28 protein-coding genes are annotated in these 26,871 nt (G+C 61.7%); 18 read left to right on the top strand and 10 right to left on the bottom strand.

Annotation, left to right across the window (positions count from 1 at the left end; translation table 11 throughout):
* The first annotated feature begins 53 nt into the window (after positions 1-53).
* From DRB19_RS20035 to DRB19_RS20060, 6 genes are read left to right on the top strand one after another with little or no spacing between them, the layout of a single operon-like run.
* The gene (locus DRB19_RS20035; RefSeq protein WP_114187798.1) at positions 54-704 is read left to right on the top strand and encodes a cytochrome c3 family protein; all 651 of its coding nucleotides are present in this window, start codon (positions 54-56) and stop codon (positions 702-704) included.
* Positions 705-709: 5 nt separating this feature from the next.
* Positions 710-3,613, top strand: coding sequence for a TAT-variant-translocated molybdopterin oxidoreductase (locus DRB19_RS20040; protein WP_114187799.1), 2,904 nt, complete (start codon positions 710-712; stop codon positions 3,611-3,613).
* 4 nt (positions 3,614-3,617) lie between these two features.
* A complete protein-coding gene (nrfD, locus tag DRB19_RS20045) occupies positions 3,618-4,931 on the top strand; it encodes an NrfD/PsrC family molybdoenzyme membrane anchor subunit (RefSeq protein WP_114187800.1) in 1,314 nt (437 codons plus the stop codon).
* A complete protein-coding gene (locus DRB19_RS20050; RefSeq protein WP_114187801.1) occupies positions 4,928-5,467 on the top strand; it encodes a DUF3341 domain-containing protein in 540 nt (179 codons plus the stop codon). The genes nrfD and DRB19_RS20050 overlap by 4 nt, the downstream gene beginning before the upstream one ends.
* Entirely contained in the window at positions 5,458-5,955 is a 498-nt protein-coding gene (locus tag DRB19_RS20055) for a c-type cytochrome (RefSeq protein ID WP_114187802.1), read from the top strand. The genes DRB19_RS20050 and DRB19_RS20055 overlap by 10 nt, the downstream gene beginning before the upstream one ends.
* Positions 5,952-6,902, top strand: a complete 951-nt coding sequence (locus tag DRB19_RS20060) for a hypothetical protein (RefSeq protein WP_114187803.1) — start codon at positions 5,952-5,954, stop codon at positions 6,900-6,902. Before DRB19_RS20055 ends, DRB19_RS20060 begins: the two co-directional genes overlap by 4 nt.
* On the opposite strand, the gene DRB19_RS20065 is transcribed toward DRB19_RS20060, so the two are convergent.
* The gene (locus DRB19_RS20065; protein WP_210207502.1) at positions 6,899-7,441 is read right to left on the bottom strand and encodes a c-type cytochrome; all 543 of its coding nucleotides are present in this window, start codon (positions 7,439-7,441) and stop codon (positions 6,899-6,901) included. The two genes, DRB19_RS20060 and DRB19_RS20065, sit on opposite strands and share 4 nt — an antisense overlap.
* On the bottom strand, positions 7,441-8,340 hold the full coding sequence (locus DRB19_RS20070; RefSeq protein WP_162815773.1) for a cytochrome c oxidase assembly protein: 900 nt from the start codon (positions 8,338-8,340) through the stop codon (positions 7,441-7,443). The genes DRB19_RS20065 and DRB19_RS20070 overlap by 1 nt, the downstream gene beginning before the upstream one ends.
* Before the next feature lie 126 nt (positions 8,341-8,466).
* Between DRB19_RS20070 and coxB the strand changes: the two genes are divergently transcribed.
* Genes coxB through DRB19_RS20090 form a run of 4 tightly spaced genes read left to right on the top strand, consistent with a single transcriptional unit; the run spans position 8,467 to position 13,008 of the window.
* Positions 8,467-9,507: a cytochrome c oxidase subunit II gene (gene coxB, locus DRB19_RS20075; RefSeq protein WP_114187805.1), complete on the top strand. Its 1,041-nt coding sequence runs from the start codon at positions 8,467-8,469 to the stop codon at positions 9,505-9,507.
* The gene (locus DRB19_RS20080; protein WP_114187806.1) at positions 9,504-12,071 is read left to right on the top strand and encodes a cbb3-type cytochrome c oxidase subunit I; all 2,568 of its coding nucleotides are present in this window, start codon (positions 9,504-9,506) and stop codon (positions 12,069-12,071) included. Before coxB ends, DRB19_RS20080 begins: the two co-directional genes overlap by 4 nt.
* A 2-nt stretch (positions 12,072-12,073) precedes the next feature.
* Positions 12,074-12,433: a hypothetical protein gene (locus DRB19_RS20085; RefSeq protein WP_114187807.1), complete on the top strand. Its 360-nt coding sequence runs from the start codon at positions 12,074-12,076 to the stop codon at positions 12,431-12,433.
* A gap of 44 nt (positions 12,434-12,477) precedes the next feature.
* Positions 12,478-13,008, top strand: coding sequence for a DUF421 domain-containing protein (locus DRB19_RS20090; RefSeq protein ID WP_114187808.1), 531 nt, complete (start codon positions 12,478-12,480; stop codon positions 13,006-13,008).
* Positions 13,009-13,027: 19 nt separating this feature from the next.
* On the opposite strand, the gene maiA is transcribed toward DRB19_RS20090, so the two are convergent.
* The 7 genes from maiA to DRB19_RS20125 all read right to left on the bottom strand — a co-directional run bounded on the left by maiA (position 13,028) and on the right by DRB19_RS20125 (position 17,364).
* Complete coding sequence (maiA, locus tag DRB19_RS20095; RefSeq protein ID WP_114187809.1) at positions 13,028-13,678, bottom strand: maleylacetoacetate isomerase; 651 nt, start codon at positions 13,676-13,678, stop codon at positions 13,028-13,030.
* An 80-nt stretch (positions 13,679-13,758) separates the two neighbouring features.
* Entirely contained in the window at positions 13,759-14,049 is a 291-nt protein-coding gene (locus DRB19_RS20100) for a hypothetical protein (protein WP_114187810.1), read from the bottom strand.
* Between the two features lie 69 nt (positions 14,050-14,118).
* Positions 14,119-14,409, bottom strand: coding sequence for a hypothetical protein (locus tag DRB19_RS20105; protein WP_114187811.1), 291 nt, complete (start codon positions 14,407-14,409; stop codon positions 14,119-14,121).
* A gap of 227 nt (positions 14,410-14,636) precedes the next feature.
* Positions 14,637-14,909, bottom strand: coding sequence for a DUF3072 domain-containing protein (locus tag DRB19_RS20110; protein ID WP_170148932.1), 273 nt, complete (start codon positions 14,907-14,909; stop codon positions 14,637-14,639).
* Between the two features lie 172 nt (positions 14,910-15,081).
* Positions 15,082-15,474, bottom strand: coding sequence for a GFA family protein (locus tag DRB19_RS20115; RefSeq protein WP_114187812.1), 393 nt, complete (start codon positions 15,472-15,474; stop codon positions 15,082-15,084).
* Positions 15,475-15,607: 133 nt separating this feature from the next.
* Entirely contained in the window at positions 15,608-16,252 is a 645-nt protein-coding gene (locus tag DRB19_RS20120) for a helix-turn-helix transcriptional regulator (RefSeq protein ID WP_114187813.1), read from the bottom strand.
* The gene (locus DRB19_RS20125) at positions 16,249-17,364 is read right to left on the bottom strand and encodes an aminotransferase class I/II-fold pyridoxal phosphate-dependent enzyme (protein WP_114187814.1); all 1,116 of its coding nucleotides are present in this window, start codon (positions 17,362-17,364) and stop codon (positions 16,249-16,251) included. The genes DRB19_RS20120 and DRB19_RS20125 overlap by 4 nt, the downstream gene beginning before the upstream one ends.
* 135 nt (positions 17,365-17,499) lie before the next feature.
* Here DRB19_RS20125 and DRB19_RS20130 point away from each other — a divergent pair, with 135 nt between their 5' ends.
* The 7 genes from DRB19_RS20130 (at position 17,500) to DRB19_RS20160 (ending at position 25,088) form a co-directional block, all read left to right on the top strand.
* Entirely contained in the window at positions 17,500-18,354 is an 855-nt protein-coding gene (locus DRB19_RS20130) for a lysine/arginine/ornithine ABC transporter substrate-binding protein (RefSeq protein ID WP_114187815.1), read from the top strand.
* A 94-nt stretch (positions 18,355-18,448) separates the two neighbouring features.
* Complete coding sequence (locus DRB19_RS20135) at positions 18,449-19,564, top strand: aminotransferase class I/II-fold pyridoxal phosphate-dependent enzyme (protein ID WP_114187816.1); 1,116 nt, start codon at positions 18,449-18,451, stop codon at positions 19,562-19,564.
* Between the two features lie 20 nt (positions 19,565-19,584).
* Positions 19,585-20,973: a M20/M25/M40 family metallo-hydrolase gene (locus tag DRB19_RS20140; protein ID WP_114187817.1), complete on the top strand. Its 1,389-nt coding sequence runs from the start codon at positions 19,585-19,587 to the stop codon at positions 20,971-20,973.
* A 68-nt stretch (positions 20,974-21,041) separates the two neighbouring features.
* Positions 21,042-22,004 carry a pyridoxal-phosphate dependent enzyme gene (locus DRB19_RS20145; protein WP_114187828.1) on the top strand — a complete coding sequence of 321 codons (963 nt, stop codon included), beginning with the start codon at positions 21,042-21,044 and terminating at the stop codon, positions 22,002-22,004.
* Between the two features lie 35 nt (positions 22,005-22,039).
* Positions 22,040-23,035, top strand: a complete 996-nt coding sequence (locus DRB19_RS20150; RefSeq protein WP_114187818.1) for a succinylglutamate desuccinylase/aspartoacylase family protein — start codon at positions 22,040-22,042, stop codon at positions 23,033-23,035.
* 48 nt (positions 23,036-23,083) lie between these two features.
* Complete coding sequence (locus tag DRB19_RS20155; protein ID WP_162815774.1) at positions 23,084-24,034, top strand: Rossmann-fold NAD(P)-binding domain-containing protein; 951 nt, start codon at positions 23,084-23,086, stop codon at positions 24,032-24,034.
* A gap of 136 nt (positions 24,035-24,170) precedes the next feature.
* Entirely contained in the window at positions 24,171-25,088 is a 918-nt protein-coding gene (locus DRB19_RS20160) for an amidoligase family protein (protein WP_114187820.1), read from the top strand.
* Between the two features lie 24 nt (positions 25,089-25,112).
* Here the strand turns inward: DRB19_RS20160 and solA are convergent, their stop codons facing one another.
* Positions 25,113-26,261 (bottom strand): N-methyl-L-tryptophan oxidase, encoded by a 1,149-nt coding sequence (solA, locus tag DRB19_RS20165; RefSeq protein ID WP_245439691.1) that lies wholly within the window; start codon positions 26,259-26,261, stop codon positions 25,113-25,115.
* A gap of 88 nt (positions 26,262-26,349) precedes the next feature.
* Between solA and DRB19_RS20170 the strand changes: the two genes are divergently transcribed.
* Positions 26,350-26,784: a response regulator gene (locus DRB19_RS20170; protein WP_420870166.1), complete on the top strand. Its 435-nt coding sequence runs from the start codon at positions 26,350-26,352 to the stop codon at positions 26,782-26,784.
* The last annotated feature ends 87 nt before the right edge of the window (positions 26,785-26,871 follow it).

Genomic DNA, 26,871 nt, shown 5'->3' on the forward strand with positions numbered 1-26,871 from the left:
AGCTTCACGCCGGACCCAAAATCCGGCCTAGAGAGGGATGCGCGGCACGGTCGATGGCGCAGCTCTTCACACCCGCGGCCAGCACGGCTTTTCGAGTGCTTATCGTTCTCGCTCTCCTGGGGGCGGTGGCGACGGGAGTGATGGCCTATTTCTGGGCACGCGCCGACAGCACATGGAATATCGGGAAACCAGCAGAGCAGCCTGTTCCCTTCCGGCATGATCTTCACAACGGCGCGCTTGGAATCGACTGCCGCTATTGCCATTCGACTGTGGAAAGAGCGGCGGATGCGGGCATGCCGTCCGCCCAGACGTGCATGTCGTGCCATTCCCAGGTCTGGACGGGAGCGAGCGTTCTCGAGCCGGTCCGCTCCAGCTTCGCCCTTGGCCAGCCTATCGAATGGACCTCCGTCCATCGCCTGCCGGACTATGTCTACTTCAACCATGCGGCTCATGTGACCAAGGGCGTGGCCTGCGAAACCTGCCATGGGCGCGTCGATCAGATGCCGAAGACGGTCAAGACCCAGACCCTGTCGATGGGCTGGTGCCTGGACTGTCACCGAGATCCAGCCGCTCATTTGCGGCCGCGGCAGGCGGTCTTCTCCATGGGCTACGAACCTCACGGCAATGATCTGCCGGAGGATGTGCGGGTCTTCTACCGCGAGGCGTCCCGGCGTCTCACCAGCTGCAGCACCTGTCATCGGTAGAAGTGATGAGCCAACATCCCCTCCCTGATCTCGAAGCCTTGAAAAACCGCCTCTCTGCGGAACAGGGTCCGCGCCTCTGGCGCAGCCTGGAGGAGCTGGCGGATCGGCCCGAGATTCAGCGATACCTGGAGGCGGAGTTCCCGGACATCATGCAGGTCTCGTCTGTCGATCGACGCACCCTGCTGCGCCTGATGGGGGCTTCCCTGGCCCTTGGAGGACTAGCTGCTTGCTCCGATGTTCAGAACGCAGCCGCGCCGCTTTTCTCCCAGAGCCGCAACATGCCGGGCTATACGCCAGGCGTCCCACTCACTATCGCGACCTCTGTAGAATTGAACGGCTATGGCCGCGGCGTCCTCGTCAAGGTGCAGGAAGGGCGTCCGATCAAGATCGAGGGCAATCCCCTCCATCCCGCAAGCCTTGGCGCAACGGACGTATTCGCCCAAGCCGAGATCCTGTCGCTCTACGATCCTGACCGGTCCGGAACCCCGCTCCAGAACGGCGTTTCCCGAGGCTGGGAGGAGGTCACGCAGTTCATCCGTCCGGTTCGCAACGAGCTCGTGGTCGAGGAGGGACGGGGACTGCACGTCCTGATGCCGCCGACTTCGTCGCCGACCCTGCGCCGGCTGGTCAGTCAGGCGCAGCAGCTCTTTCCCCACGCCCAGTGGTATTCCTACCTGCCGATCGACGACGACAACCGCCGCGCCGGCGCAATGGCGGTGTTCGGGCGCGAGATCGAGCCGGTCTACGACCTGACGCAGGCTGATGTGGTCGTAACCTTCGGCGGCGACCTCTTTGCCGAGGAGCCCGGGCATATTCGTTACGCAGCCGATTATCAGCAGCGCCGCAGGGCGCAGGACCGCTCGCTTCCACGCCTCTTCGCCATTGAGACCCGCCCAAGCCTCGTTGGAGCCCGGGCCGACGAGCGCTTCGCACTTCGGCCCAGGGATATCGCGGCTTTCGTGCAAGCGCTTGCGGCGGCGCTCGCTACGGATGCCCCCTCGCCATCGGACGTTCATCCGGGCGTAGCCCGGGTGGCGAGGGAGTTGCGCAAGACCGGCCCGCGCGGGCTCGTTGCCGCGGGCCGCGAGCAGCCGCCCCGCGTTCACGCGCTCGCCTTTGAAATCAACGCACGGCTCGGGGCCTTCGGGACGACGATCATGGCCATAGATCCCGTGCGGCCAACATTCGGGCAGCCGATCGCCGAACTCGCAGGTGCAATCGCGGCGGGTCGCGTCTCCCGGTTGATCATTCTGGGAGGCAATCCTGCTTATAGCGCTCCCGCCGATCTCCAGATTGCTGATCTGATACGGCGCGTGCCGCTGTCCCTGCATCTCGGCCAGCATCACGACGAGACGGCCGCAGCCTGCCAATGGCACATCCCAGAGACCCATGCTCTCGAAAGCTGGGGTGATCTGCGAGCGTTCTACGGCACGATCGGACTGCGCCAGCCGGCCGCTCAGCCGTTGAAGCCGGGCCTCAGCGCGGAGGAATTCCTCGGACTTATGGCCGGGCAGGTGGCCGACGGGCGCGCTCTCGTTCAAGCCACATGGCGCGAGGCTTGGGGCGGCGCTTTCGAGGAGCGTTGGAACCGGGTGTTAGAGGACGGCGTCGTGGAGAATTCCGCACTGCCGCCGGTCGAGATATCCGCTCGCACCGATTGGGATGCGGGATCCAAAGAACCCATTGCATCAGCCGGCATCGACGTGGTCTTCGCACCCGACCCATCGGTCTGGGATGGACGCTATGCCAATAACGGTTGGCTGCAGGAACTTCCAAAACCTCTGACGAAGCAGGTTTGGGGCAATGCGGCGTTGATGGCGCCTGACACCGCGGAGCTGTTCGGACTCTCATCGGGCGATGCAATCGATCTTTCCGTTAATGGCCGTGTGATGCGGGCCCCCGTGTGGGTGCAGCCCGGCCACGCGCCCGGCTCCGTGACGCTTCCCCTGGGCTACGGCCGTTTGCGGGCCGGACGCATCGGCAATGAGGTCGGATTCGACGCTTATGCGCTGCGCACCTCTGATCGACCGTGGGCTGCCACGGGCGAGATAAAGGTGGTGGGTGAGCATATCGGGTTGGTGACGACGCAGCACCACCATGCGCTTCAGACACAGGATATCGTCCGCATCGTCGCGCCGGGTCGGGCGCTCGAGCCGGCCGATGTGGCGCAGCCATCCCTTTATCCGGAATGGTCCTATCCCGATCATGCCTGGGGCATGGCCATCGACCTCGATGCGTGCATCGGCTGCAATGCCTGCGTGATCGCCTGTCAGGCGGAGAACAACATCGCGGTCGTCGGCCCGGAGGAGGTGGCGAAGGGCAGGGAGATGCACTGGCTGCGCGTGGACCGCTACTATGCTGGAGACCCGGCTGATCCGAGCACCTATTTCCAACCCGTCCCCTGTATGCACTGCGAGAAGGCTCCTTGCGAGGTGGTTTGTCCCGTCAACGCGACGGTGCACTCGTCCGAAGGCCTCAATGACATGGTCTATAACCGCTGCATCGGAACGCGAACCTGCTCGAACAACTGTCCGTACAAGGTTCGCCGTTTCAACTTCGTCGACTATCAGGGCGCCGAGTACGCCACCTCTCCGGAGGCCGCCAACCCTCATGTGACGGTCCGGGACCGCGGCGTCATGGAAAAGTGCACCTACTGCGTCCAGCGGATAGGCGCCGCCCGCGCCGATGCCCGCATCGACGAGCGGCGTCTGCGCGACGGCGAGGTCGCAACTGCCTGCCAGCAGGCTTGCCCAACTCAAGCCATCGTGTTCGGGGACATCAACGACCCCGAGAGTTCCGTCAGCCGTCTCAAGCGCAGCCCCCGCAACTACGCCCTGCTCGGAGCGCTGAACACTCAGCCCCGAACCACATACCTGGCCCGGGTGGAAAACCCGGCTGATGAGGGGTGACCGGATGGAAGCCCCAACACACGCGGTCACGCGGCGGATTGCGGAGATTCCTCTCTCCGGTCATTTCGGATGGAAATGGTGGATCGCGCTCCTGATATCAACCGGTCTCGTGCTGCTGCTCGGCTATACCCTGGCGGCTGTCACGTTCATCGGGGTCGGCGTCTGGGGCGTCAACATCCCGTTCGTCTGGGGCTTCGATCTGATCAACTATGCCTGGTGGATCGGCATCGCCAATGGCGCGAGCCTCTTTGCAGCCACTCTCGTTCTGCGCCGCCACGATTTGCGAACAGCAGTCAACCGCTTTGCCGAAGGCGTCGCGTTCTTTGCCGTCATCTGCGCGGGGATCTTCCCGATCTTCCATCTGGGTCGCCCCTGGCTGTTTTACTGGGTATTCCCTTACCCGGCGACCTTCGAGGTCTGGCCGCAGTTCCGCAGCACTCTGACCTGGGATTTCTGGGCGATCAGCACCCACGCCATCGTCACCAGTCTTCTCTGGTATGTGGGTCTGATCCCGGATCTCGCGACCTTGCGCGACCGCGCCAGGACAAAGTTGGCGCAGCGAATTTATGGGGTATTCGCCCTCGGCTGGCGCGGCTCCGTATGGCATTGGGCTTATCACCAGCGTGCCTATCGCCTCGTCGCCATCCTGGTCTTGCCTTTGATCCTGATCATGCAGAGCACCGTCGCGTTCGAGTTTGCCGTGACACTTGTTCCCGACTGGCACGAGACGCGCCAGCCGCTTCATTTCGTGGCGACGGGTCTGGCGCAGGGATTGTCCATCGTGCTTCTCGTGGCTGTCCTGCTGCGGTGGAGCCTGCGTCTCGAACGCTACATCGACGACGAGGACATCGATCTGCTGGGCAAGCTCGTCCTCGCAACCGCGCTCGTGTCGGGCTACCTCTACCTGGATGAGATTGCCGCGGCTCTCCTGACAGGCGGAAAGGCCTGGGAGGCCATCTATCACCGGATGACCGGCGACTATTCTGGTCTTTATTGGACCGCGATCGTCTACAGCGTTCTGATCCCGCAGCTGTTCTGGTTGAAGCTCGCCCGGCAAAGCGTCATTGCGGGAGTGTTCGTCGGTATCTCAATCGGCGTCGGCGTCTGGTTTGATCGCTTCTCGATCATCATCGGCGGACTTCAGACGGACTACCTCCCGTCTGTGTGGCGCACCTACAGCCCGACCCTTTCCGAGACCGGACTTTTCCTGGGCACCATTGGGCTTTTTGCGGCCCTTTTGCTGCTCTTCGTGCGCTTCCTGCCTGTGGTCTCCATGTTCGAGTCGCGGCACGACGAACATGAGGAGAAGTCCTCATGACGGAACCGCTCTACGGCATCATGGCGGAATTCGGGACGCCCAAGGCCCTGGAGAATGCCGTCAAGGCATCGAAGCTCGCCGGCTACACGAAGCTGGACGCGTTCAGTCCCTTCCCGCTTTCGGACGTAGCCAAGGTACTCGACGTTCGCACGAGGGCGATCCCGTGGATCGCTTTCGTGGCGGGGCTCGTCGGGGCCGCCATTCAGTATGGCTCGCAGTATTGGATGAACGCCGTTGACTACCCGATCAATGTCGGCGGCCGGCCCCTCGACAGCTGGCCCGCCTTCATTCCGTCGACGCTGATCGTCGCTATTCTATGGGCCGGTCTTGCGACGCTCCTCGGCCTCCTTCTCATTCTGCGGTTGCCCCGGCTGCATCATCCGGTCTTCGCGGTGCCGGGTTTCGAGCGCGCCTCGGGGGATCGGTTCTTCCTTTGCATCTCGAGCGATGATCCGCTTTTTGAACCTGGCGCTGCCTGGGATTTTCTACAAACCCTTTCGCCCCAGAGAGTTCGAGAGGTTCCGGCATGCGGATAGCTGTCGTCGCCGTCGGTGCGGCTCTCCTGGCAGGGTGTGATTCCGGCACCGAGGAAAGGGCGTCCATTGCCTCGACGCGCGCCGTGCAGCGCGCCTATCTGCCTGCTCCTCCGGGCACGGTCCCCAGGGGTTCTGCCGCACAGGCGGCCGCCCTCGCGCCGCCTGGGCCGGAGGTCACGCCAGCCTTTGTGGCCAGGGGCGAGAAGCGCTTTCGGGCGTTCTGTTCGCCATGCCACGGCATGAGCGGACGCGGCGACGGCACGGTCGTGTCCCGCGGTTTTCCACCGCCGCCGTCCTATCACGAGGAACGCATCCGTGAACTCTCGCCGGAACACATCGTGTCGGTGATCACCCATGGCAAAGGCAGGATGTTCCCCTATGCGGATCGCGTTCTGCCCGAGGACCGCTGGGCCATCGCGCATTACGTGAAAACGCTTCAGGCGCGCGAGGTGGACCCAGCATCCAGCCAAGAGGCCCCAACTCCATGAGCACGGTGCAGGCCCTTTACGTCGCCTTCGTGGGTCTGGCGGGTGTGGCGATGGGCAGCCTGGGCCTGCTGATGCTCGGGCACCTAATGAGCAAGCACTGGCTTGCCCCTGTGCGCGCTGAAGCGGAAGCCGCCGCGCTCACGATGCCTGTCCTGCTGCTCGTCGGAATCCCCCTTGCTTTTAGCTTGGAGCAGCTTTTTCCGTGGGCAGGGCAGGATCTCGATTTGCCAGCGGCGCGCGCGACCTTTCTCAGCCCGGGCTTCTTCATTCTCAGAAGCGCCTTCTATCTCGCTGTCTCAACCGGAATTGCCCTTTGGTTGATCCACACCCGAAGCGTGCGCCGGACAAGCGCAATCGGCTTGGCACTGCTGGCGCCCGTCATGACGTTCGCGGCTTATGACTGGGTTCTGTCCCGGGAGCCTCAATGGTGGTCCAGCCTGTTCGGCTTCGCCTTCGCGACCAGCCAGCTTCTCGCGGCACTCGCAGGTGCAATCCTGATCACCCTGCTGAAAACCGAACCCGCCTCCCCGAAGCGAATGGTGAGTCTGGAGAGGGCGTTGCTGACCTTGGCTCTGCTGACGGTCTGGACATGGTTCAGCCAGTTCCTCATCGTGTGGCTCACAAACCTGCCGCACGAGGCCGCATGGTATGTGCGGCGCGCGGACCAGTGGAGCCTCGGAGTCTTGGGCTTCGCGGTCATCACGATGTTTACGGCGATCGTCGTGCTGGTGCCATCAGGTGTCAGCCGCATCGGAATGATCCTGGGCAGCGCGCTCGTCCTCCTGCATCACGGGGCTCATATGATCTGGATCCTTCGTCCGGAGGGTGGAACCTCTTGGCCCGGTCTCGGACTGGCCTTTGGAGCAGCAGGCATCTGGATCGCGGTCTTCTCGGCCGTCATGCGATCTCGGCCCACCTATGCGGAAGAGGCGGCCGAAGCGCCTTAGCTTTTCGGCTCCTTGGACAGGTCGGGGGCGATCCGGCGCGTACGAGGCGTCGTCTCCGATGCGTCGGTGGCTGGGGCATCCAGATCGGTCATTGCCTTGTCCGGTTCCCGCAAGGGAAGCGGCGGATCCGGCGGGTAGACCCGCAAGTCCTCGCGGCCGAGGGTGTAAAGATAAGCGGCGACATGGCGAGCCTCGGCCTCTGTGAGGCCTTGGGCCGGCATCCCGGTGCCGAGTTTGAGCGCCACCGGGTCCAAGAGCCATGCAACCAGATGCTGTGGGGTGTTGGGCAGAAAGCCCGCGAGGAGGTGCTGCTGGGCATAGTTGCGCAGCTCAGGTCCGACTTTGCCTCGCGCTCCCCGAACTCCGTCAATCGTATGACAGGCGCCGCAACCGAAAGCCTGGATGAGGCCGCGTCCCTGTTCAGGGTCGCTATCCGCGATCCTGAGAGGAGAAACCCGGTCATCCGGCGCGTCGCTACACGCCGCCATGCCGTTGAGGCCGACGATCGTCATGATCAGAATCAAGGGCCGCACGCTCATCAATTCGTATCCAGTGCCTCCGAAGCGCCAACCTTCGGCCGCGGGACCCGTTCCGATCGGGGCGGCGTAAGCAGCCGAAAGGCCATGGCGAGGCCTGCCAGGAGGTAGATGGCGCACATGGGAAGGGACATGATCGCCCCGGCGAGCTGCTGATCCTCCAACGGGCTCATTCCCCAGGAGAGAGGCTCCGGCGAGCGATACAGCGCCTGACGGGCGAAGCTGAGGAGAGCGCTCAGCAGGCCGCTCTGCAGCAGCGTCATGAAGCACGCGATAAGCGCCGCCGCTGCGGCTTCACGGCCCGAGACCGCCTTGATGACCGCGCGCCAGAAAAGGAGGGCAGTGCCGAAGAACAGCATGTGCTCGAGCCAATGCAGCCAATCTGCCGCGACAGCCGCATCGAAGAGCGCCGGGTTATGCCAGATCCAAAGCGCCGCCATGTGAATGACGGCAGCGGGAATGGGTTTTGCCAATGGAGACAGGAAGGCAAACCCCCGCCTCATCCTTCGCTGGCGCGGAAGACTGCGTCGCCAGCCCTCGGGAAGCCCCCAAAGCCATGCGACCTCCGGCTTGCCGAGAACGAGAAGTGGCGGAGCAACCGTAATTAACAGAATGTGCTGCACCATATGAGCCGACAGCAGGGGCTTGGCGAGCCCTTCCAGGGGAGACAGAAGTGCCACGATGAGGAGGAGCATTCCGGCGCCGAAGCAGAGGATCTGTCTCGGACCAAATCCGGGCGGAAAACGGCCCAGTCTTTGCCGCAGGCGCCAGACGCCGCGCCCGAAAAGGATGCCGGACAGGCTCAAAGGGACCGTCACCAAGGGGTCGGCCGACCACGCGCTCCAGAGGCCGCCTAAATCGTGTGGGATGCTCCCGTGAGCCCGGGCGGGGTGGCTGGCCATGAGCGCGGGTAGTCCCGCGACCATCTTCAGCCATGAATCCTTCCGACTGTTCGGGAGGCTTTTGACGGAACCAACTCTCACGGCCAAGCTTGTCTTTTCAACGCATGCAGGACTGATGTAGGGCGGATGAACCTGGAAACGACTCGGCATCGCCTCCTCGGGGAGGTCCGGGCCTGCGTGAGGCGTGCGGGACGGCTGCTGCTTATATCCGGTCCTCTGGCTGCCGCCGCAGGCTGCAGCGGCATCCAGTCGGCTCTTGATCCGGCAGGGTTCGATGCACAGCGCATTTATGTGCTGACCCTTGTTATGACCGCCGGCGGCGCTCTCATCTTTCTCGGCGTCACGGCGCTGCTGCTCTACGCCATCTACGCGGAGCCTTCCCGTCGGGCCTGGCTGGGCAGCCGTCGCACGGTTCTATATGGCGGCTTGGCGTTTCCGGTCGTGGTCCTGTCCGCGCTTCTGCCCTACGGCCTGATCGTCATGCGGGACACGGATGCTCCGGCGCCGGGCGCGCTGCCGATCGAGGTGATCGGCGAGCAGTATTGGTGGCGCGTGCGCTATCCCGCCGCTGAGGCACAGAACGAATTCTCGACGGCCAACGAGGTCGTGATTCCGGTCGGACGGCCGATTTCCATATCCGTGACCTCGGCCGACGTCATTCACAGTTTCTGGATCCCGAATTTCGGCGGGAAGATCGATATGATCCCAGGACGCATCAACCGTCTCAATTTCACGGCGGAGCGTCCAGGCATCTATCGCGGGGTCTGCGCGGAGTTCTGCGGCGACCAGCATGCCCGCATGGCGTTCGACGTCGTGGCATTGGAACCCGATGCTTTCGCCGTTTGGCGCACAGGTCAGTCGCAGCCCGCTCCGGCTCCCCCGACACCGTTTCTGGAGCGTGGCCGGGACCTCTTTCGCACAGGCGGCTGCGGGTCGTGCCACGCGGTGCGGGGAACGGACGCCAATGGACAGTTCGGCCCTGATTTGTCCCATGTGGGAAGCCGTCGCACCATCGGGGCTGGACAGTTCCCGAACAATGTCGGCACCCTCGCGGGCTGGATCGCCAACACGCAGCACATCAAGCCAGGAGCGCGGATGCCCTCCTACGGCACGCTTTCGGGCGAGGATCTTCGTGCCCTCGCGGGCTATCTGGAGAGCTTGAGATGAACGCGCCCGGGCTCCCGAAATCGTTCGAGCGCGACAGGTCCGAGCTCCCGAATCCGCTCCCCCGTCCCGAGGGGGAGTTCGAAGGGCTCAAAAAGGCATGGGAGCCGCCGAAGGGCATCAGCTTCATCACGGCCGTCAACAATACCTATGTGGGCCTCTGGTACGTGGGAACGGCTTTCCTGTTCTTCATCCTGGCAGGAATCCTGGCGCTCATCATGCGCGCCCAGCTGGCGTCGCCTGAGAGCGATCTTGTGGGGCATGACCTCTACAACCAACTCTTTACCATGCACGGCACGGTGATGATGTTCCTCTTCGCGGTTCCGGCCGTGGAGGCTGCGAGCGTATATCTTCTGCCGAACATGCAGGCCGCCAGGGACCTGCCGTTCCCGCGCCTCTCGGCCTATGCCTTCTGGGCTTATTTCGTCGGCGGGTTGGTGTTCTTCTGCACCATCTTCTTTGGTCTCGCACCCAATGGCGGCTGGTTCATGTATCCGCCCCTCACCAGCACCAAATATTCACCTGCCGACAATGCGGATTGGTGGCTTCTCGGGATTGGGTTCATCGAGATTTCGGCCATCGCCGGCGCGATCGAAATCATCGTCGGGGTCATGAAGACCCGCGCCGTGGGAATGAGCCTGGACAAACTCCCGGTCTATTCCTGGGCCATGCTGGTCTTCGCTGCGATGATCGTCATCGGCTTTCCGGCGATCATCCTGGGTACGCTCTTGCTCGAGCTGGAGCGGGCATTCGACTGGCCGTTCTTCATCGCCGAGAGGGGCGGAGACCCGCTCCTGTGGCAGCACCTGTTCTGGTTTTTCGGCCACCCGGAAGTCTACATCATCTTCCTGCCGGCCACCGGCATGGTGTCCATGATCGTGCCCGCGATGGCGCAGACGCCCCTCGTCGGGTATCGGCTCGTTGTGCTCGCCCTCATCGCCACCGGGTTCCTGTCCTTCGGGCTCTGGGTGCACCACATGTTCGCCACAGGCCTGCCGAAGATGTCCCTGAGCTTCTTCTCGGCCGCCAGCACCGCGGTGGCGGTGCCGAGCGGGATTCAGGTCTTTGCCTGGATCGCCACCATTGCGTCGGGGCGCATGAAGCTCACGACGCCTTCGCTCTTCGTCATCGGATTCCTGTTCATCTTCACCCTCGGTGGCCTCACCGGCGTGATGGTCGCCATGGCGCCTTTCGACTGGCAGGCCCACGACAGTTACTTTGTGGTGGCGCACCTTCATTACGTGCTCATTGGCGGAATGGTTTTTCCGCTTTTTGCGGCCTTCTACTACTGGGTGCCGGTCGCCAGTAAGCGCGCGCTGTCGGAGCGCCTCGGGCGCTGGGTGTTCGGGCTCATGTTCCTGGGGGTCAACGTGACCTTTCTGCCGATGCACATCACCGGGCTCATCGGCATGCCCCGGCGGGTCTATACTTATCCGGTCGGAATGGGATGGGACGCCCTGAACCTTGTTTCCACGGTCGGCGCGTTCATGATCGCCATCGGGGTCGCGATCTTTCTCGTGGACATGGCGCGCAATTTCCGTTTCGCCGGCGAGGACAACGCGGGCAACGTCTGGAACGCCGGCACCCTCGAATGGCTTCCCAACGGCAACTACGCGACGCGCAGCATCCCGTCCGTGAATAGCCGTGAACCGCTATGGGACCAACCGGACCTGGCCAAGAATGTCGAAGATGGGCGGTACTATCTCCCCGGAACAGCCACAGGGGGCCGCGAGGCATTGGTGACAAGCCCGTTCGATGCGCGTCCGCAATACATTCTGCAGATACCCGGACCGGGATGGCAGCCGGTTCTGTCGGCTGTGTTCACGGCCGCGTTCTTCCTTCTTTTGACCGTGAAGCTGATCTTCCTGTCGGTCATCTGCGGAGTTCTGGCGGTCGGATGCGTGATCTGGTGGTTGTGGGAAACGGATCCCGGACCGGTTCGCCCGCCGGCCGATATCGGCGGAGGCGTGGTGGTGCCGGTCTATGTCACCGGGCCGATGAACCATTCCTGGTGGGCCATGATCGTCCTCATGATCGTGAGCGGGATGGTGTTCACCTGCCTCATCTTTTCGTATCTTTTCCTGTGGCTGGTCAATCCTATGGCTTGGCCGCCGCAGGAGACTGTTCTGCCTTCGGTCGCATGGCCGTTGGCTGCAGCCTTCCTCTATGTGGTCAGCGCTGCGCTGATCCTCTGGGCAAGCCGCGTGCTGAAGGGCGATGACCGCCGGGCTCCCCGCTCCGTGCCAATCTTGATCGGCGTCGCACTCGTTCTTGTCTCGGGGGCGTCGGCGGTGGACCTTTGGGCGCAGTGGCGGAGTGGTTTAAGTCCCTCGGCTCATGCCTATGGGGCGGCGGTTTATGCGATCCTGTCCCTGCAGATCTTCTTCGTGCTCACAACCCTTGTGATGGGCCTTTACACTATAGCCCGGTGGGTTGCGGGCCGACTCGACAGCGTGCGCCGGACGACCTTCGACAACACCATGCTGTTTTGGATCTACACCACAGGGCAGGGCCTCGTGGGTCTCCTGGTCGTGTACGGCTTTCCTCGGCTTGGGGGAGGCGTCTAGCCATGGCCGGCCGAAGGACGCTTCAGGTTCTCGTGATGCTCGGGGGACTCATCGCATGGGCGCTGCAGTTCACCTTGATTTATGGCGTCACCTCAACGCTCTGCGGGCGAGGCTGGGCGGATAAAACCTTGTTTGGAGGAGGGGTCGTCCCAGTGACGATCCTGCTGTCGACCCTTGCGGCACTTGCCATCGGGGCCGCCATGCTTCTCCTGTCCCTCAAAGAATACAGAAGCCTGCAACATGGAACAGCATCCGCCGTCGATACTTTCATGAACCAGGCCGCAATTCTGATCAGTGGCCTGTCCTTGGTTGTCATTATCTGGCACGGCGTGCCGGCTCTGATCCTCCCGGCCTGCGCCTGAACGCGACATCCTCACATGACACAGACGAGAAGGCAGCACCCACGATGATCGATTGGCACGAGTTGTTCGTCCCGACAAATCCGATCCCTGCCGTCATCCTTCGCGGGACGCTCACTTATATCATGCTGTTCTTGATCTTGAGGTTTCTGCTCAAGCGTCAGTCGGGGGTCATCGGGATCGCTGATCTTCTCGTCATCGTGCTCATCGCGGACGCGGCCCAGAATGCGATGGCCCATGAGTACAAATCCATTACAGAAGGCGCGATCCTGGTGCTCACCATCGTGTTCTGGAACTACGCGATCGATTGGCTGGGATTTCGTTTTCCTGCCCTTCAGCGCCTGACCAGGCCGCCGCCGCTGTTGCTGATCAAAGATGGCAAGATGCTTCCCCAGAACATGCGCCGGGAAATGATCACCGCCGAGGAACTGAACAGTCAGCTTCGCCAACAGGGGGTCGAGAACTGCTCGGAGGTCAAGACAGCCTATATCGAGGGCGACGGGTCCATCAGCATCATTCGGCGTGACAATGGCGAGACCAATCAGAGCCCCGATCAAAAAATGAAAGGCATCGCCTGACGCCTTGGAGCGCCAAGGCCTAGGCCGCCTGAGGTGCGCCCGGCTGGCGCAACGGGTGCGCTTTCGCAAAAGCCTCCTGCGCCATGCAACGCTCCACAACTTTCGCAACTCTTGGAAAATCCTCGACGCGGCCGTCAAAGAGCTTGTACCCGACTGCGAGACTGACCAGGCAGATATCTGCCATCGAGACGGTGTCGCCATGGCAGTAGTCACCGCTGTCGGAATCGTGCGCCAGATGCGCCTCGACGGCGCGCAATCCTTCTCTCATCCAGTGGCGAATCCACGTGAGGCGCTGGGCCTCGCTCAAATGAAATTCGCGCTCCAGGAACTCGCGCACCCGCGGCACGATGAGAGGGTGCGAGTCGCAGGCAACGATCTGGGCGAGTCCACGCACTCTGGCGCGCCCGCGTGGGTCTGTTGGCAAAAGCGGAACCTGAGGAAAGAGTTCTTCCAGATACTCGAGAATGGCGAGGGACTGAAAAAGGGCCGGGCCATCGCCATCGATCAGCACCGGCACGACGCCTTGCGGATTGATGTCGCGGAAATCCGTGGCATGCTGGGCGCCCGAGACGAGGTCGATCATGACCTCCTTGCGGTCGATCCGTTTCAGGTTCAGAGCGATCCTGACCCTGAGCGTCGCGAGTGAACGCCAAAAGCCGTAAAGCTGCATCACGCCCTCCAGTCGCCCCCGCCGGCTCAGTATAGGCTGATGAAACGGCTTTAGCACCCTCTCACGTCGAGCCGGCGCTCCTAGAGGTCTGCTTCTTGCCCGGTTGATCCGGCATCGCTAAACATGTCGTTCAGGGCCACCAAAAGGGCCGAGCGCGCCGGCTGATTAGAGGCCAGCGTCAGGAAGTCGTTGATTCCATACCGCTCGGACCCGCTTGCTGTCTGCTCGTCGACGACGCTGCTCATGTGCTTCCAGGTATGCTCGACGTATAGCCCAGGCGCATCAGGATCCAGTATGAGGTGCCACCAGTCGCCCGTGTTTACCCCTGACCCACGAGGCGCAAAGGCCAACTCCCTCCTGAATACCGCCATCAATCCCTCCATTCATCAAACTGCCGACGCTTCGAGCTGACACGGCGATCAGCATATGATCCGCCTGGATTAGCGACCATTATCGAGATCGGACTGCCGGCAGCGATATCCGATGAAGCATTGGGCGCTGTCAGCCGTCTGGACCCAGGCAGGCTCCGTGGTCTCTTCATGGGTGCAGTAGCCTGGACCGCTGACAAACCGGTTATAGGTCGTTGGGCCCGTATGAAGCACGACAGCCCCTCTGGCCCTTACGGTTCCGGCAGCTTGGCCGCAGGTCAGTCCTCGGGTCGAGCCAGCCGATTGCGCCAGCGCCGCCGATCCAGCGCCGTGGACGAAGAGGGCCAAAATGACTGCTTTCATAACGGGGGTCCCGTTCAGGAGCGATACCATCCAACGATATCACCTTCGACCTGTTCCGACGGGGTTGCCCAGGCGCCTGTAACTTTCCGCTGCTAGCAGGCGGATCGTTCGAGATGTGAGGAGAGAACGGGCGGGGATGTTTTCCTGCCCGCGCTCGATTTCAGAGGAGTGGCTGAGGCGGTGCACCCGGCTTTCGGTTGCGCCGATGGGTTCTTCACTGAAGAGGCTTAGCCGTCGTCCCGTTCATGCTTGAGCTGATCGATACGCTTAGATGCCTCGGCCTTGTCGAGCTCCGGGTCGAAAGCGTCCGGGTTGTCAGCCTGCTCGGATAGGGTCTTCAAGTACGAAGCTTGAGCCCCCGTCATCGGCTCGTCTCCGGTGACCCAGTCTTCCGGATTCTTGATCTGGTTTGAGTTCCCATCCGGGTTAGCCTTAGGGTTCTCATTGCGGGCCATATTCCCGTTTCTTCCCTGGGCCTGCTGACCGTGGCTCGATTTCATGGCGAATCTCCTGATTGTTCATGATTTGTTCTTATTAACGCATGTCCGTTTGCTGGGGTTCCCGGGTTTCGTAAGGAGTTGTGGGCTGGACCGACGCTAATCAAAGCAGGCGGCAAAGGGACCTAGGCGGTGTGACGGGTTTGGCCAAGATGAAGCCCGCTGTAAGTGCGACCTACTCCTCGAAGCGGCTCGAAGGGTCCCGGTCTCCCTCGTATCGCCTCTTGAGCGGAAACGGCGGCAACCAGGACTCGCGACGGACAGTCCATAGTTCGTAGGTTGGCATCAGTTGGTCAGGGGAATCCAGAGATCCTAGGTTCACTTCGATCTCGTCTGCGCTGCGTGAGAAAATGGACGAGCCGCAGCCGGGACAGAAAAACCGCCCGGCGTAGTCGCGCGTTTCGCCATCGATCATCACCGCGTCCTGAGGGAAGACTGCGGAAGCGTGAAAGAGGGTCCCATGATGCTTGCGGCAGTCGAGACAGTGACAAAGGCCGACCCGGTATGGACGCCCCGACGCCACAATTCGGACGTTGCCGCACAGGCAACCGCCGGTGAATCGGTCCATGCTGCGCCTCCTCTCAAATCAGGTGCGCGGAATGTTTACAACGATCAGCACCATTGTCATTAACCGCTGCGGGCGGGACTCGCCGTTCTTCCATGGAGGGCGATAGCGGCTATCGCTTCCAGGCGAGGCTCGGTCAGACAGGGTCCTTTCGCTTGAGGTAGTTGTAGACGGTCGCGCGGCCCAATCCCAATACGCGTGAGATGTAGGCTGCGGCATTGCGCCCGCCGAACGCGCCGTCGCCTGCGAGGTCCGTGACGAGCTGCTGCTTCTGGACACGGTTCATCTCCGAGATGGAGAGGCCGCGCTCGCGGGTCCAGGACTGGATGTACTCGTTGATACGCTCATGCCAGTCTTCCTTGAAAAGGGACACGGGCTTTTCGGCGATCTGAGGGACGGACACGAGGGCGTTCAGCGTCTGCATCACCGCGTGGAAGTGCGAGACGTCCACATTGATGCAAAGAATGCCGATGGCCTTATCGTCGGAGCGGAGCACCGCGCTGACCGATTTGATGCGGCGGCCATCCCAGTTCACTTTTTCGTACGGGCCGATGATAATATCGGACGGCTTGAAATCGATTTCGTGCAGGAGCGACGGCTCGCCAAGCTCCCGCTTGGAAAAGGGGTTGGCGAGGTAGACCACCGTCTCCGTCGTGAGGTCGTGCAGGACCACTTCCGCATAGGGCCGGAAGAGCAGCGCGATTGCATCACAGATGTGGGTATAGGCACCCAGCTCAGGCGCCGTCGCGGTCTTGAGGGAGGGCCCGCGTCTCTTGCTCATGACAGCTCTGTGCGGATGAAATCGGACAACCGCTGCAGTCCGACCTCAAGGTGCTCGGCCGGCGCTCCGATGCCGATCCTGATATGTTGGTCGAGCCCATAGACATCGCCAGGAAGCAGCATGATGCCGCGTTCCTCGCGCAGGCGATGAACCAGCTTCGTCGAATTGATCGGCATCGCGTAGCGCAGGAACGCCATGCCGCCGGCCTTGGGCGGCACGAACGAGAACAGGTCGATGTTTTGATCGACCCACCGCTGGAGGAGCGCCAGGTTCCCACGAAGGATCTGCTTGCTGCGAGAGAGGATTTCCCGCCGTTTCGCCGGCTGAATGGCGATCTCCGCAACGAACTCGCTCACAGCGCCTGTCGTGATCGACGTGTAATCCTTGCGCTGCCAGGACGTATAGATTTCCTGCACAGGCCCGACCAGCCAGCCGATGCGCAGGCCAGGAAGAGCCATGGCCTTCGACAAGCCGTTCGTGATGATGGCCTTCTCGTACAGGTCCGCGAAACTCGGAGGTTCGTCCGCGTCCAGCTCCGCTCCCTTGTAAACCTCGTCGGCGTGGAGGTAGATCCCATACTGGCGAGCGATCTCCACAAGGCCGTCCATGATGTCCCGTGACAGAATGCTGCCGGTCGGGTTGTTGGGATGGCAGATGGTCATCATCTTCGTGCGGCTGGAAACGGCCTTCCGCACGTCGTCGAGATCCGGCGTCCAGCCCAGTTCCTCGCGTAGAAGAACCTCTTTAACCTCAACTCCGATGGCGCGCGCCCAACCCCAGATCTGGAGATAATTGGGGACAAACACCACGAGTTCGTCGCCCGGCTCCAACAACGACATGACAAGAAGGAAATTCGCTTCGGCCGATCCGTTCGTCACCATCACATGATTGGCGGTGCGGCCCGGGTGAAGATTGGCGATTGCCTGCCGCAGTTCCACGCGGCCGTTCGTCCAGCCATAGCCGAGCTCCACATCGAGCACGGCATTCTGCTGCTCCGGGGTCAGAAGCTCCCTGAGGGAGTAGGGATGCACGCCGCTGTCGGAGAGATTGTACTCGACGGTGTTCTCATACAGCGATTGAATCCGCTCAAGGGTGAATTCTTCGATTTTCATGGAAACCCCGACTGGCAAAAGGCCAGATCTTGTACCATCAGGAAACTAGACGAAAAAGTCCAAATTGGACTTGACGGTGCAAATTGTCTCCTGTCATGGTTTGCATTCATGGATACCCAAAGGGAAGCTCAGCAGATGAAAAGGTTCGGCCATCTTGCATTCGCGGCAATCGGCATTGCGCTGGCACCCGCTCTGGTCCATGCCCAGGAGGGCAAGTGGAGCACGGTTCGAATTGCCACCGAGGGCGCTTACGTTCCTTGGAACTTCACCGGCGCGGGCGGCAAGCTCGAAGGGTTCGAGATCGATTTGGCCAACGACCTGTGCGGCCGCATGAAGGTGAAGTGCGAGATCGTGGCTCAGGATTGGGACGGCATCATCCCGGCCCTGCAGGCCAAGAAGTACGACGCCATCATGGCCGGCATGAGCATCACCGACAAGCGCCTCGAGGTCATCGACTTCTCCCGCGCCTATGCGGATGCCGGAAACGGGGTGGTGGTCGAGAAGAATTCCGACGCCGAAAAGGCCCTGGGGCCGGTCGTGCGCGTCAATCTCACCACCCAGGCTGCCGAAGCCCAGAAGGCTCTCGAAAAGGTCCGGACGGCGCTGAAGGGCAAGACCATCGGCGTGCAGGTCTCGTCAACGCACGGGAACTTCGCCGACCAGTACCTGAAGGGTGCGGTGGATATCCGCGAGTATAAGACCACCGAGCAATATGATCTCGATCTCGTGGCTGGCCGGGTGGATGCGGTCCTCGGCGATGCCACGGCGCTGCAGGGCACCCTGAGCAAGCCGGAGTTCAAGGACTACGCCATCGCGGGTCCGAGCTTCTCGGGCGGCGTTCTCGGCAGGGGAGTCGGTGTCGGCATCCGCAAGGACGCCCAGGATCTCAAGGGTATGTTCGATACGGCAATCAGCGCTGCGATTTCCGACGGCACTGTGAAGCGCCTGTCCGAGAAATGGTTCAAGCTCGACGTGACCCCGCAAGGCTGATGCTGCGCCTCCATCCAAGGAGGCGAACTGATCAAGCGATGGGCTGCCTTGAGCGGCCCATCGCGGTTTTTATTTTGTGAATCGGAGCGATCGGGTGCAGTTCGACACATTCCTCATGGAGCGGAACCAGACGCTGTTCGAAAACGGCGTTGAGATCAATCTCACGGAAAGCGGTGTCCATCCCTGCACCATCGAGGAAATCCTGCCGCCGGACGACGCCCACGCCTTGCTGAGCCTTCCGCTCGGCTACGGCTGGACGGATGGGAGACCCAATCTCAGATCAGCCATCGCGAGTTGGTATCCGGGGGCGTCGCCCGCCAACGTGCTGGTGACCAACGGCTCGTCCGAGGCGACGATGATCACCCTCATGGCGCTCGCCGACCCTGGCGACAAGGTCGTGTTCGCGGTCCCAAACTTCATGCAGGTGGATGGTCTCGGACGGGCGCTGGGAATGGATGTCCGTCGGCTTTCCTTAATGGAGGATCACGGATGGCAGGTCGATCCGGACGCGCTTCGAAATGCCGTATCCGGCGGCGTGAAGCTCATCTCGGTGACCAATCCCGGTAACCCGACGGGAGCGGTCCTGTCGCGCAAGAGCCGCGAGGCGCTCATAGCCGCCGCGCAGGAAGTCGGCGCTTGGCTGTTGGTGGACGAGATCTATCGCGGCGGCGAGATCGACGGGGCCGAGACGGAAACGTTCTACGGGGAGTATCCTCGGGTCATCATCACGAGCAGCCTGTCCAAATCCTTCGCCTGCCCGGGCCTTCGTCTCGGATGGATCGTCGCGCCGGAGGAGGTTGTCGAAAAGGCCGCCGAGCGGCAGGATTACACGACGATCGGCAGCGGCATCCTGAGCCAGGTTCTTGGCGCTTCCGTCATGGAGGAGAGGAACCGCGAGCGTATCCTGGCAAGGGGGAGGACATTGCTGCGCGAGAACGCGGACATTGTCGGGCGCTGGGTCGAGAAGCGGAACCGCTGGTCTTGGGAGCGTCCGGCGGCGGGCGGCATGGCTTTCCTGCGCTATGATTTCGACATGCCGTCGGAAAAGCTCTCGGAGGTTCTGAGGGAAGAGGAAAGCGTCTTCGTTGTCGCCGGAAGCTGGTTCGGCATCGAGAACCACATTCGTGTCGGGATCGGCGTGAAGACGGAGCAGCTTGTTGAGGGCTTAGCGCGGCTCGATCGATTCCTGTCCCGTCACGGGCTGGCTTGATCGGTCTTTCCGGAAGAACCATGACGTCCCGAGATCATTTCCTGCGCGCAAAGGAAGACCTTCGGCGGCTCCTCGCCATTCCATCGGTGAGCGCCAGAGGCGAGAAGCTGTCGGAATGCGCGGATGCGGCTCGCGAATTGCTGGCCGAGGCCGGATTTCGGACCGAGCTTCATCCGGGTGAGGTGGGGCCCTTTGTGGTCGGGGAATGCGGCAGCGGTTCGCTGACGATCATGATCTACAACCATTACGATGTGCAGCCCGAGGATCCTGTATCCTTGTGGCGCAGTCCTCCCTTCGAGCTGTCGGAGCGCGACGGTCGTTGGTATGGGCGCGGGGTTGCGGACGACAAGGGAGAGTTCGTCAGCAGGCTGGCCGGTTGGCGCATGTTCCGCCAGCGTCATCCGGGGCCTCTGCCGTTCAGGCTCATTTGGCTGGTCGATGGCGAGGAAGAGATCGGAAGTCCGTCCCTGGAAGGCTTCCTGAAGAAGCGCTTTGACGGCGAAAACGTCGAGGTCTGCTGGTGGGAATACGGCGAGATCGACTCCAACGGGCGGCCGATCATCTTGTGCGGCTTCAAGGGCGTTTTGGGGATCGAGCTTCGCTGCAAGGCCGCGAAAGCCGATCTTCATTCAAGTTTGGGCGCTGTTTTCGACAATGCGCTCTGGCGCCTCGCCGCGGCCACGGCGTCCCTCCGTGATCGCTCGGGTCGGGTAGCAATCGAGGGCTTTTACGATTCAGTCCGAGTGTCGACGGACGAGGAAAACGACCTCGTGAAGGAGCCACCATTCTCGTTCGAGAGCCTGATGCAAGCGACTGGCGCGCAGCGCCCGCTGACGGGCGTCCACGAGAAAAATTTCTATCACGCGATGAATTTCGAGCCCTGCATGAACGTCAACGGCTTTTCCGGCGGCTATGCGGGCGAGGGGGTGAAGACGGTGCTGCCAGCCGAAGGCTTCGTGAAGATCGATTTCCGGCTCGTTCCCGATCAGGATCCTCAGCAGGTTGTCGGTTTCCTTCGCGCTCACCTGGACCGGCAAGGCTTCGAAGACATCGAAATCATCGTCCACGACGCGAACGTCAAGCCTGTCAGATCATCGGCCGAACACTGGTTCGTGCAATCCGCCAGAGAGCTGTTGCAGGCCCATTTCGGGCAGCAGGCGATCGTTCAGCCGAGCTCTCCCGCATCCGGCACGGCGCATCCGTTCGTCGAGCAGCTTGGCGCGGAAATCATCGGGGTCGGTCTCACCCACCATGGTGCCATGCTCCACTCTCCAAATGAAAACATCATTCCCGAACAATTCGAGATGATGATCGAGTGCTCTGCGTCCATATTCGAAAGGCTGATGCAGATCGCCGAGACGGGGTCCGGGAGGCGACATTCCAAATTCGAACGATCATCAGGCGCATGACGGTCGTGAAGATTTCCTGTTCTACCACGTTCCAATATTTCTCGATTCCTGAAGACGGACTCGTCACTATGAACAACAGCGTTCTTGAATCCGCCGCCCGTTCCGTTCAGGCCCGCCGGCGCATTCGTGACTATATCTATCAGACGCCGCTGCTGCCTTCCCGCCAGACCGGCGGCGATCATGGGTCGTCGGTGTTCTTCAAGGCTGAAAACTTTCAGCTCACCGGTTCGTTCAAGATCCGTGGCGCAGCCAGCAAGATGACCTCGCTCGGCATTGACCGGGGCGTCATCACTGCGTCGTCGGGAAATCACGGCATCGGCTCCGCGCAGGCCGCGGCATTGATCGGCCAGAAATTGACCGTCGTGCTGCCGGAATCCGTCTCGCAGGCGAAGCTGCAAAGGATCCGCTCCTTCAACGTGGACGTGATCCTCCACGGGGCCGAGAGCGGGCTCGCGGAACTACATGCCCAGAAGGAAGCAGCCGCCCGTGGCCTGGTTTATGTCTCTCCCTACAACGATCCCGAAATCGTGGCAGGGCAGGGCACCATCGGGCTCGAGATGCTCGAACAGGCGGACAAGATCGACAACGTGTTCATCTCCATGGGCGGCGGCGGTCTGATCAGCGGAATCGGCTCCGTGCTCAAATGCTTCAGCCCCAACACGCGGGTATTCGGCGTATCGGCACAGAATTCGGCAGCTCTCGCGGCATCCATGGTAGCGGGCCGCATCGTCGAAACCGAGCACCTCGACACGCTTGCCGATGGGGTAGCCGGGGGCGTGGACGAAGACAGCATGACCCTACCCCTCGCGCTTTCGGTCATCGACGAGGTCGTCACCTGTACGGAACTGGAAATCGCCGGCGCGCTGAAGGATCTCGCGTTCAAGGAGAACCAGCTGGTCGAGGGTGCGGCGGCCCTTGCGCTTGCCGGCTTCTACAAGGTCGCGGATCGCTGCCGCGGCCAGAACAACATGGTCGTGCTCTGCGGCGCTAATTTCGATCACACCAAGATCATGGCGGTTGTGAACGGCTAAGCCCTGTCCATCTTCTGACCAAGGCGCTGACGATTATGGCAACCCTAAACATCGATTGGAACTTGAAAGGCCGACAGGCCTCCTACATCCAAGTTCCGAGTTCCACCAATATAAGCGCCTGGCAGAACCTGCGCGTCTCAGTCTTCGTCTTGAAGAACGGCGTCGGCCCGACGACGCTGCTTCTCGGAGGGAGCCATGGGGACGAGTACGAGGGGCCGATTGCTCTCTCGAAATTCGTTCATTCGGTCGATTTGGGCGAAGTCAAGGGAACGTTGATCGTCATCCCGGCCATCAATCTGCCGGCCGTGCTGGCCGGGACACGCTTATCCCCGCTCGATGGACGCAATCTCAATCGGGAATTTCCGGGCGCGCAGCACGGATCCGTGACCCAGCGGATCGCGCATTTCATCACCACGGAACTCGTGCCACGAGCCGACAACGTGATCGATCTTCACTCTGGCGGGCGGTCCCTCCGGTTTCAGCTCTGCACTTTCCTTCATGAACAGCCGGAGCGCGAACGCACCTTGAGCTTCCTTGCGGCCGCGGAGGCATTCGCCGCGCCGCTGACGGTGGTGATTCGCGAGCCGCATGCGGACGTCATGCTCGACGACGTCGTGGAGAAATCGGGAAAGCTGATGCTCTCCAGCGAACTCGGCGGAAGCGGCATCGTCACGCCTGAATCCGTCCGCGTCAGCTATGATGGCTTGCTGCGCGTTCTGCGCCATCTGGGCAATCTCACGGCTCCCGATACGGTTGCTGGCCGGGATCGTCCCTCGCGCATCGTCTCGGTGCCGGGGCCCGATTACTATGTCCACGCGGACGACACCGCCCTGTTCGAGCCGATTGTGGAACTTGGATCTTCGGTCGAGCGGGGAACCGTGATCGGATACATGCACGCGATCGACCGGGTCGAGAGAGCGCCTATACCCGTCCCGTCCCCTCAATCAGGGCTGCTGCTCTGTTTGCATGGCCAGGGACTTGTCCATCGCAACGACACACTGGTTGTTATCGCGACGGATTACATCCCGTGACGGCATCGCCGTTTCCAACCTCCACCAAGTCCAGATCGGAATAAGATTGTGACCACGACGATCCTAGACATTCAACAAATCGAGCAGCGCCTTCAAGGGCTTGATCTGGTCAGGTTGATGGAGGACGCGTTCGCGGCCTTTTCCCGGCGCGAGGCGGTTGTGCCGGTTCCCGGGGAACTGCTTTTTCAGGATCCTCCTGGCGAGGTCCATATCAAGTCTGGCTACTTCACCAGGGGCGACACATACGTCATCAAGATCGCATCCGGGTTCTGGAACAACCCAGCTAAAGGCCTCAGCAGCAGCGACGGGCTCCTGCTCGTGTTCAAAAAGGACACCGGGGAACTTGCGGCCGTGCTCAACGACCGGGGGCGCCTGACCGACCTTAGAACCGCTGCTGCGGGAGCTGTCGCGGCCAAGCACCTCGCCCCTGCGGATGTGGACACAATTGGAGTGATCGGAACGGGCATACAGGCGGACCTTCAGGTTCAATTGCTGCAAGATGTCCGCCCGTGCCGCAACATTGTCGTTTGGGGCCGCAATGAGGATCATGTGGCGGCCTATGCGCGCCGCATGGAAGGAAAGGGCTTCAGGGTCCAAGTCGCGCAGTCGCCTTCCGAAGTTGCCGAACGTAGCCGGCTGATCATCACCGCAACCGCGAGCTCGACCCCGCTTCTTCAATGGGCGGATATCCGGCCGGGCACTCACATCACGGCCATCGGCGCCGACAGCGCCGACAAGCAGGAGCTGCATGAGGAGATCATTCACAACGCGGATCTGGTGGTGACGGACAGCCGGAGCCAAGCCGCGTCCCGGGGGGAACTCGGACATGCTTTCGCAAACGACGCGTCCGCCATCGATCAAGTGGCCGAGATTGGTGAAATCGTGTCTGGCGCTGCAAGAGCCCGATCTGCAGCACATGAGGTGACCGTGGCAACATTCTCGGGCCTTGCCGTCCAGGACATAGCAATCGCCTCGGCGGTTTTGGGGCAAAGAGGTTAGACCGGAGAACCAGCGCCCCCTGCCGGATCAGCGCTGCGATCGAAGGTCAAATGATCTGTCACCCTGGGCAGAACCTGCCGGGGAGGGGATACCGTCTTCATTGTTATTGGCCCCGCTCGTTCCTATCTCAAGGGCGATGCATGATATTCCCGTCCCTTGCGAGGCGCTTGGCCCTCCTGTCCTGGTTGCAGCAAATGGCGCATTGCGGCGAGTGGGGGTCGAGATCGAATTTCTGGGTCTAAGCGCTCGCATTGCCGCCGAAGCCGTCGTTCGTCACCTCGGGGGTGATCTCGAGGCGGAAGATCCGCATGCGTTTAGGATCCGCAGCACCCGACTTGGGAGCATGTCGATCGAAACGGATCTGCGTTATGTCCATCCCAGGCGATACCCCAGCCTCGGCCTGAGATTGGGCGACCGAGCGGCTGACTGGCTGGGCGCAATGGTCTCCTCGTTCGTACCAAGAGAACTCATCACGGATCCGATCTCGATCGCGCGCCTTCCTGAGGTGGACGAGATCGTTGCAATCCTGAGGGCGGCGGGGGCACGGGGATGTGGGGCGGTGCTCCTGGACTCGCTCGGCCTGCATTTTAACATCGACCCACCACGTCTCGATGCTGAGACGATTACAGCCTACCTGAAGGCATTCCTCCTCCTGGGCGAAGGTTTCCGTCGTGATATCGCGCGCGGGGACTCCCGCTTGGCGTTGGTCCTTCCACCCGACTATCCAAGGACCTATATCCGGCACGTGCTGGCGCCGGATTACTGGCCTGACTTGGCGACCCTGTCGGATGACTACCTTGCGGCCAATCCCACCCGAAAGCGGGCCCTCGATCTCTTGCCGCTCCTCGCGCATCTCGACGAAGAACGCGTACGCTCGGTGCTCCCTCGCGAGAAGATCGGCCCACGGCCTGTGTTTCACTACCGGCTCCCGCAGGCTCACCTGAGTGATCCCAACTGGAGCATCATGCCCGACTGGGCGCGCTGGCTCACTGTGGAGCGTCTTGCATCGGACCCTGATCGGCTCAGTGCCATGGGAAGAGCAGCATTAAGCTGATTTGAGGGCCGGATTCCGCTAAGCCTAAGCCCCTTCAAACCGTTCGATTCCAAACAACGACAGGTCCAGCCGGCTACTCCCTTTTATGGCAAGGTCGGCCAGGACCTCGCCAATCACGCTGGCGAATTTGAAGCCATGTCCCGAGCAGGGTGATGCAACAATGACCTCCGGCACACCCGGCAGGGTGTCTATGACGAAATGCTCGTCCGGCGTATTGGTGAAGAGGCAGGCCGCAAGCCGCAATGTCGGGCCGTCCGCATCTGGGAACATGTGTCGGATGCCCCTGCGCAACACTTCCTCGTCAGCCTCCGTCGGCTCACGGGACAGGGTGTCCGCATGCCCTGTTTCATGGAGATGATGATAGAGCCCGATCTTGAATCCTGGGATGCCCCAGGTCGGAAACTGGTAGAAGTGTCCCACAGTGCTTTCGATGTTGGAGACGGGAAAGACATCCGGCCGAAAGTGCTCCGGCTTCTGGGGCAAGAACCAACCGAGCACCTGGCGCTCCGGTACAGCCTTGGTCTTGAGAGCGGGAACCAGATCGGAGATCCACGACCCCGCAGAGACCACGACTCTTCCGGCTTCGTAGCGATCCCTGTCCGTCACCACCACGACGCGCCCGTTGGCAGGCTCTATGGCAATCACTTGTTCTCTTGCGTGAACTTGCGCGCCGGCTCCTATGGCCAATGACGTGTGCGCCAGGATCGCCCGCTCCGACGCCACGAAGCCGGCATCCGGCTGGTAAACGACCGCGTAGTCATCCGCTAATTGGTAGCCTGGAAAACGCCGGTTCGTTTCGCGCGCTGTGAGCACTTCGTGCGGCAGATCGTGCTCTCTGCACGCAGCCAAAGCGCCCTGGACGATCCTGCTGCCCTCGAGGCTCGCATCGATCCCACCCGTGACGAAAAGAAGTTGCTCCCCCCAAAGCCGCTCGGTTTCCCGCCAAAGTTCATAAGCGCGGCGGAGGAGCGGGACGTAGTTCGGATGCTCGAAGTAGGCGAGGCGGATGATCCTGTTGACTCCATGGGACGAGCCCATGCCGTGCCCGAGATCGAACCGTTCGATCCCCAAAACCTTTTGGCCTTGCCGCGCCAGGTGCCACAGCGTCGCCGAGCCCATGCCGCCTACGCCGATGACGATGGTGTCGAAGCTCTTCATTGGGGACGCCCTCATGGTGTTCGCTGCTCGGGCAAGCTTATCCGTTTACCGAGTGGCCGCAATCGGTGCACTCTTCACCGGTTTGTGAGGATGGCTGCGCTCAATGGAACCAGCAAAGGCTCCGCTCGTTTTCCGCTGGATGAAACCACGCGGCGAGATATTGAACCGTCCTGTCGTCCTCCTAGTCGAGGACGAGCCGCTCGTGCGTCTCACCCAAGTCGACATCCTGCGAGAGGCGGAATTCTGGGTTCTCGAGGCCCAGGACGCCGATGAAGCATTCGACATCTTGAAGGCAAGACCCGAGATCAATGTCGTCCTCACGGACGTCGACATGCCGGGCTCCATAGACGGTTTCGAATTCGCCCGCCTCGTCCGGCAGGGCTGGCCGGAAGTCGCCGTCCTTGTCATCTCAGGGAAAACGTCACCCGGTCCTGGCGATCTACCGCAAGGCGCGCATTTCCTGCACAAACCCGTGCGGTCCGCGACCCTGACCGAGGTCCTTCAACAGATCATCCCGACGAAAGCGTCTCCAGCTTAGGCGTGCGCCTGTCGGCCTGCTCGCATCCTTGCTCTGTATTCTGAACAGCAAAAAACCCCTGACGCTATTGGCGCACAGGGGTTTTCA

It is taken from the genome of Microvirga aerophila, from assembly GCF_003332305.1.
GTDB classification, from domain to species: domain Bacteria; phylum Pseudomonadota; class Alphaproteobacteria; order Rhizobiales; family Beijerinckiaceae; genus Microvirga; species Microvirga aerophila.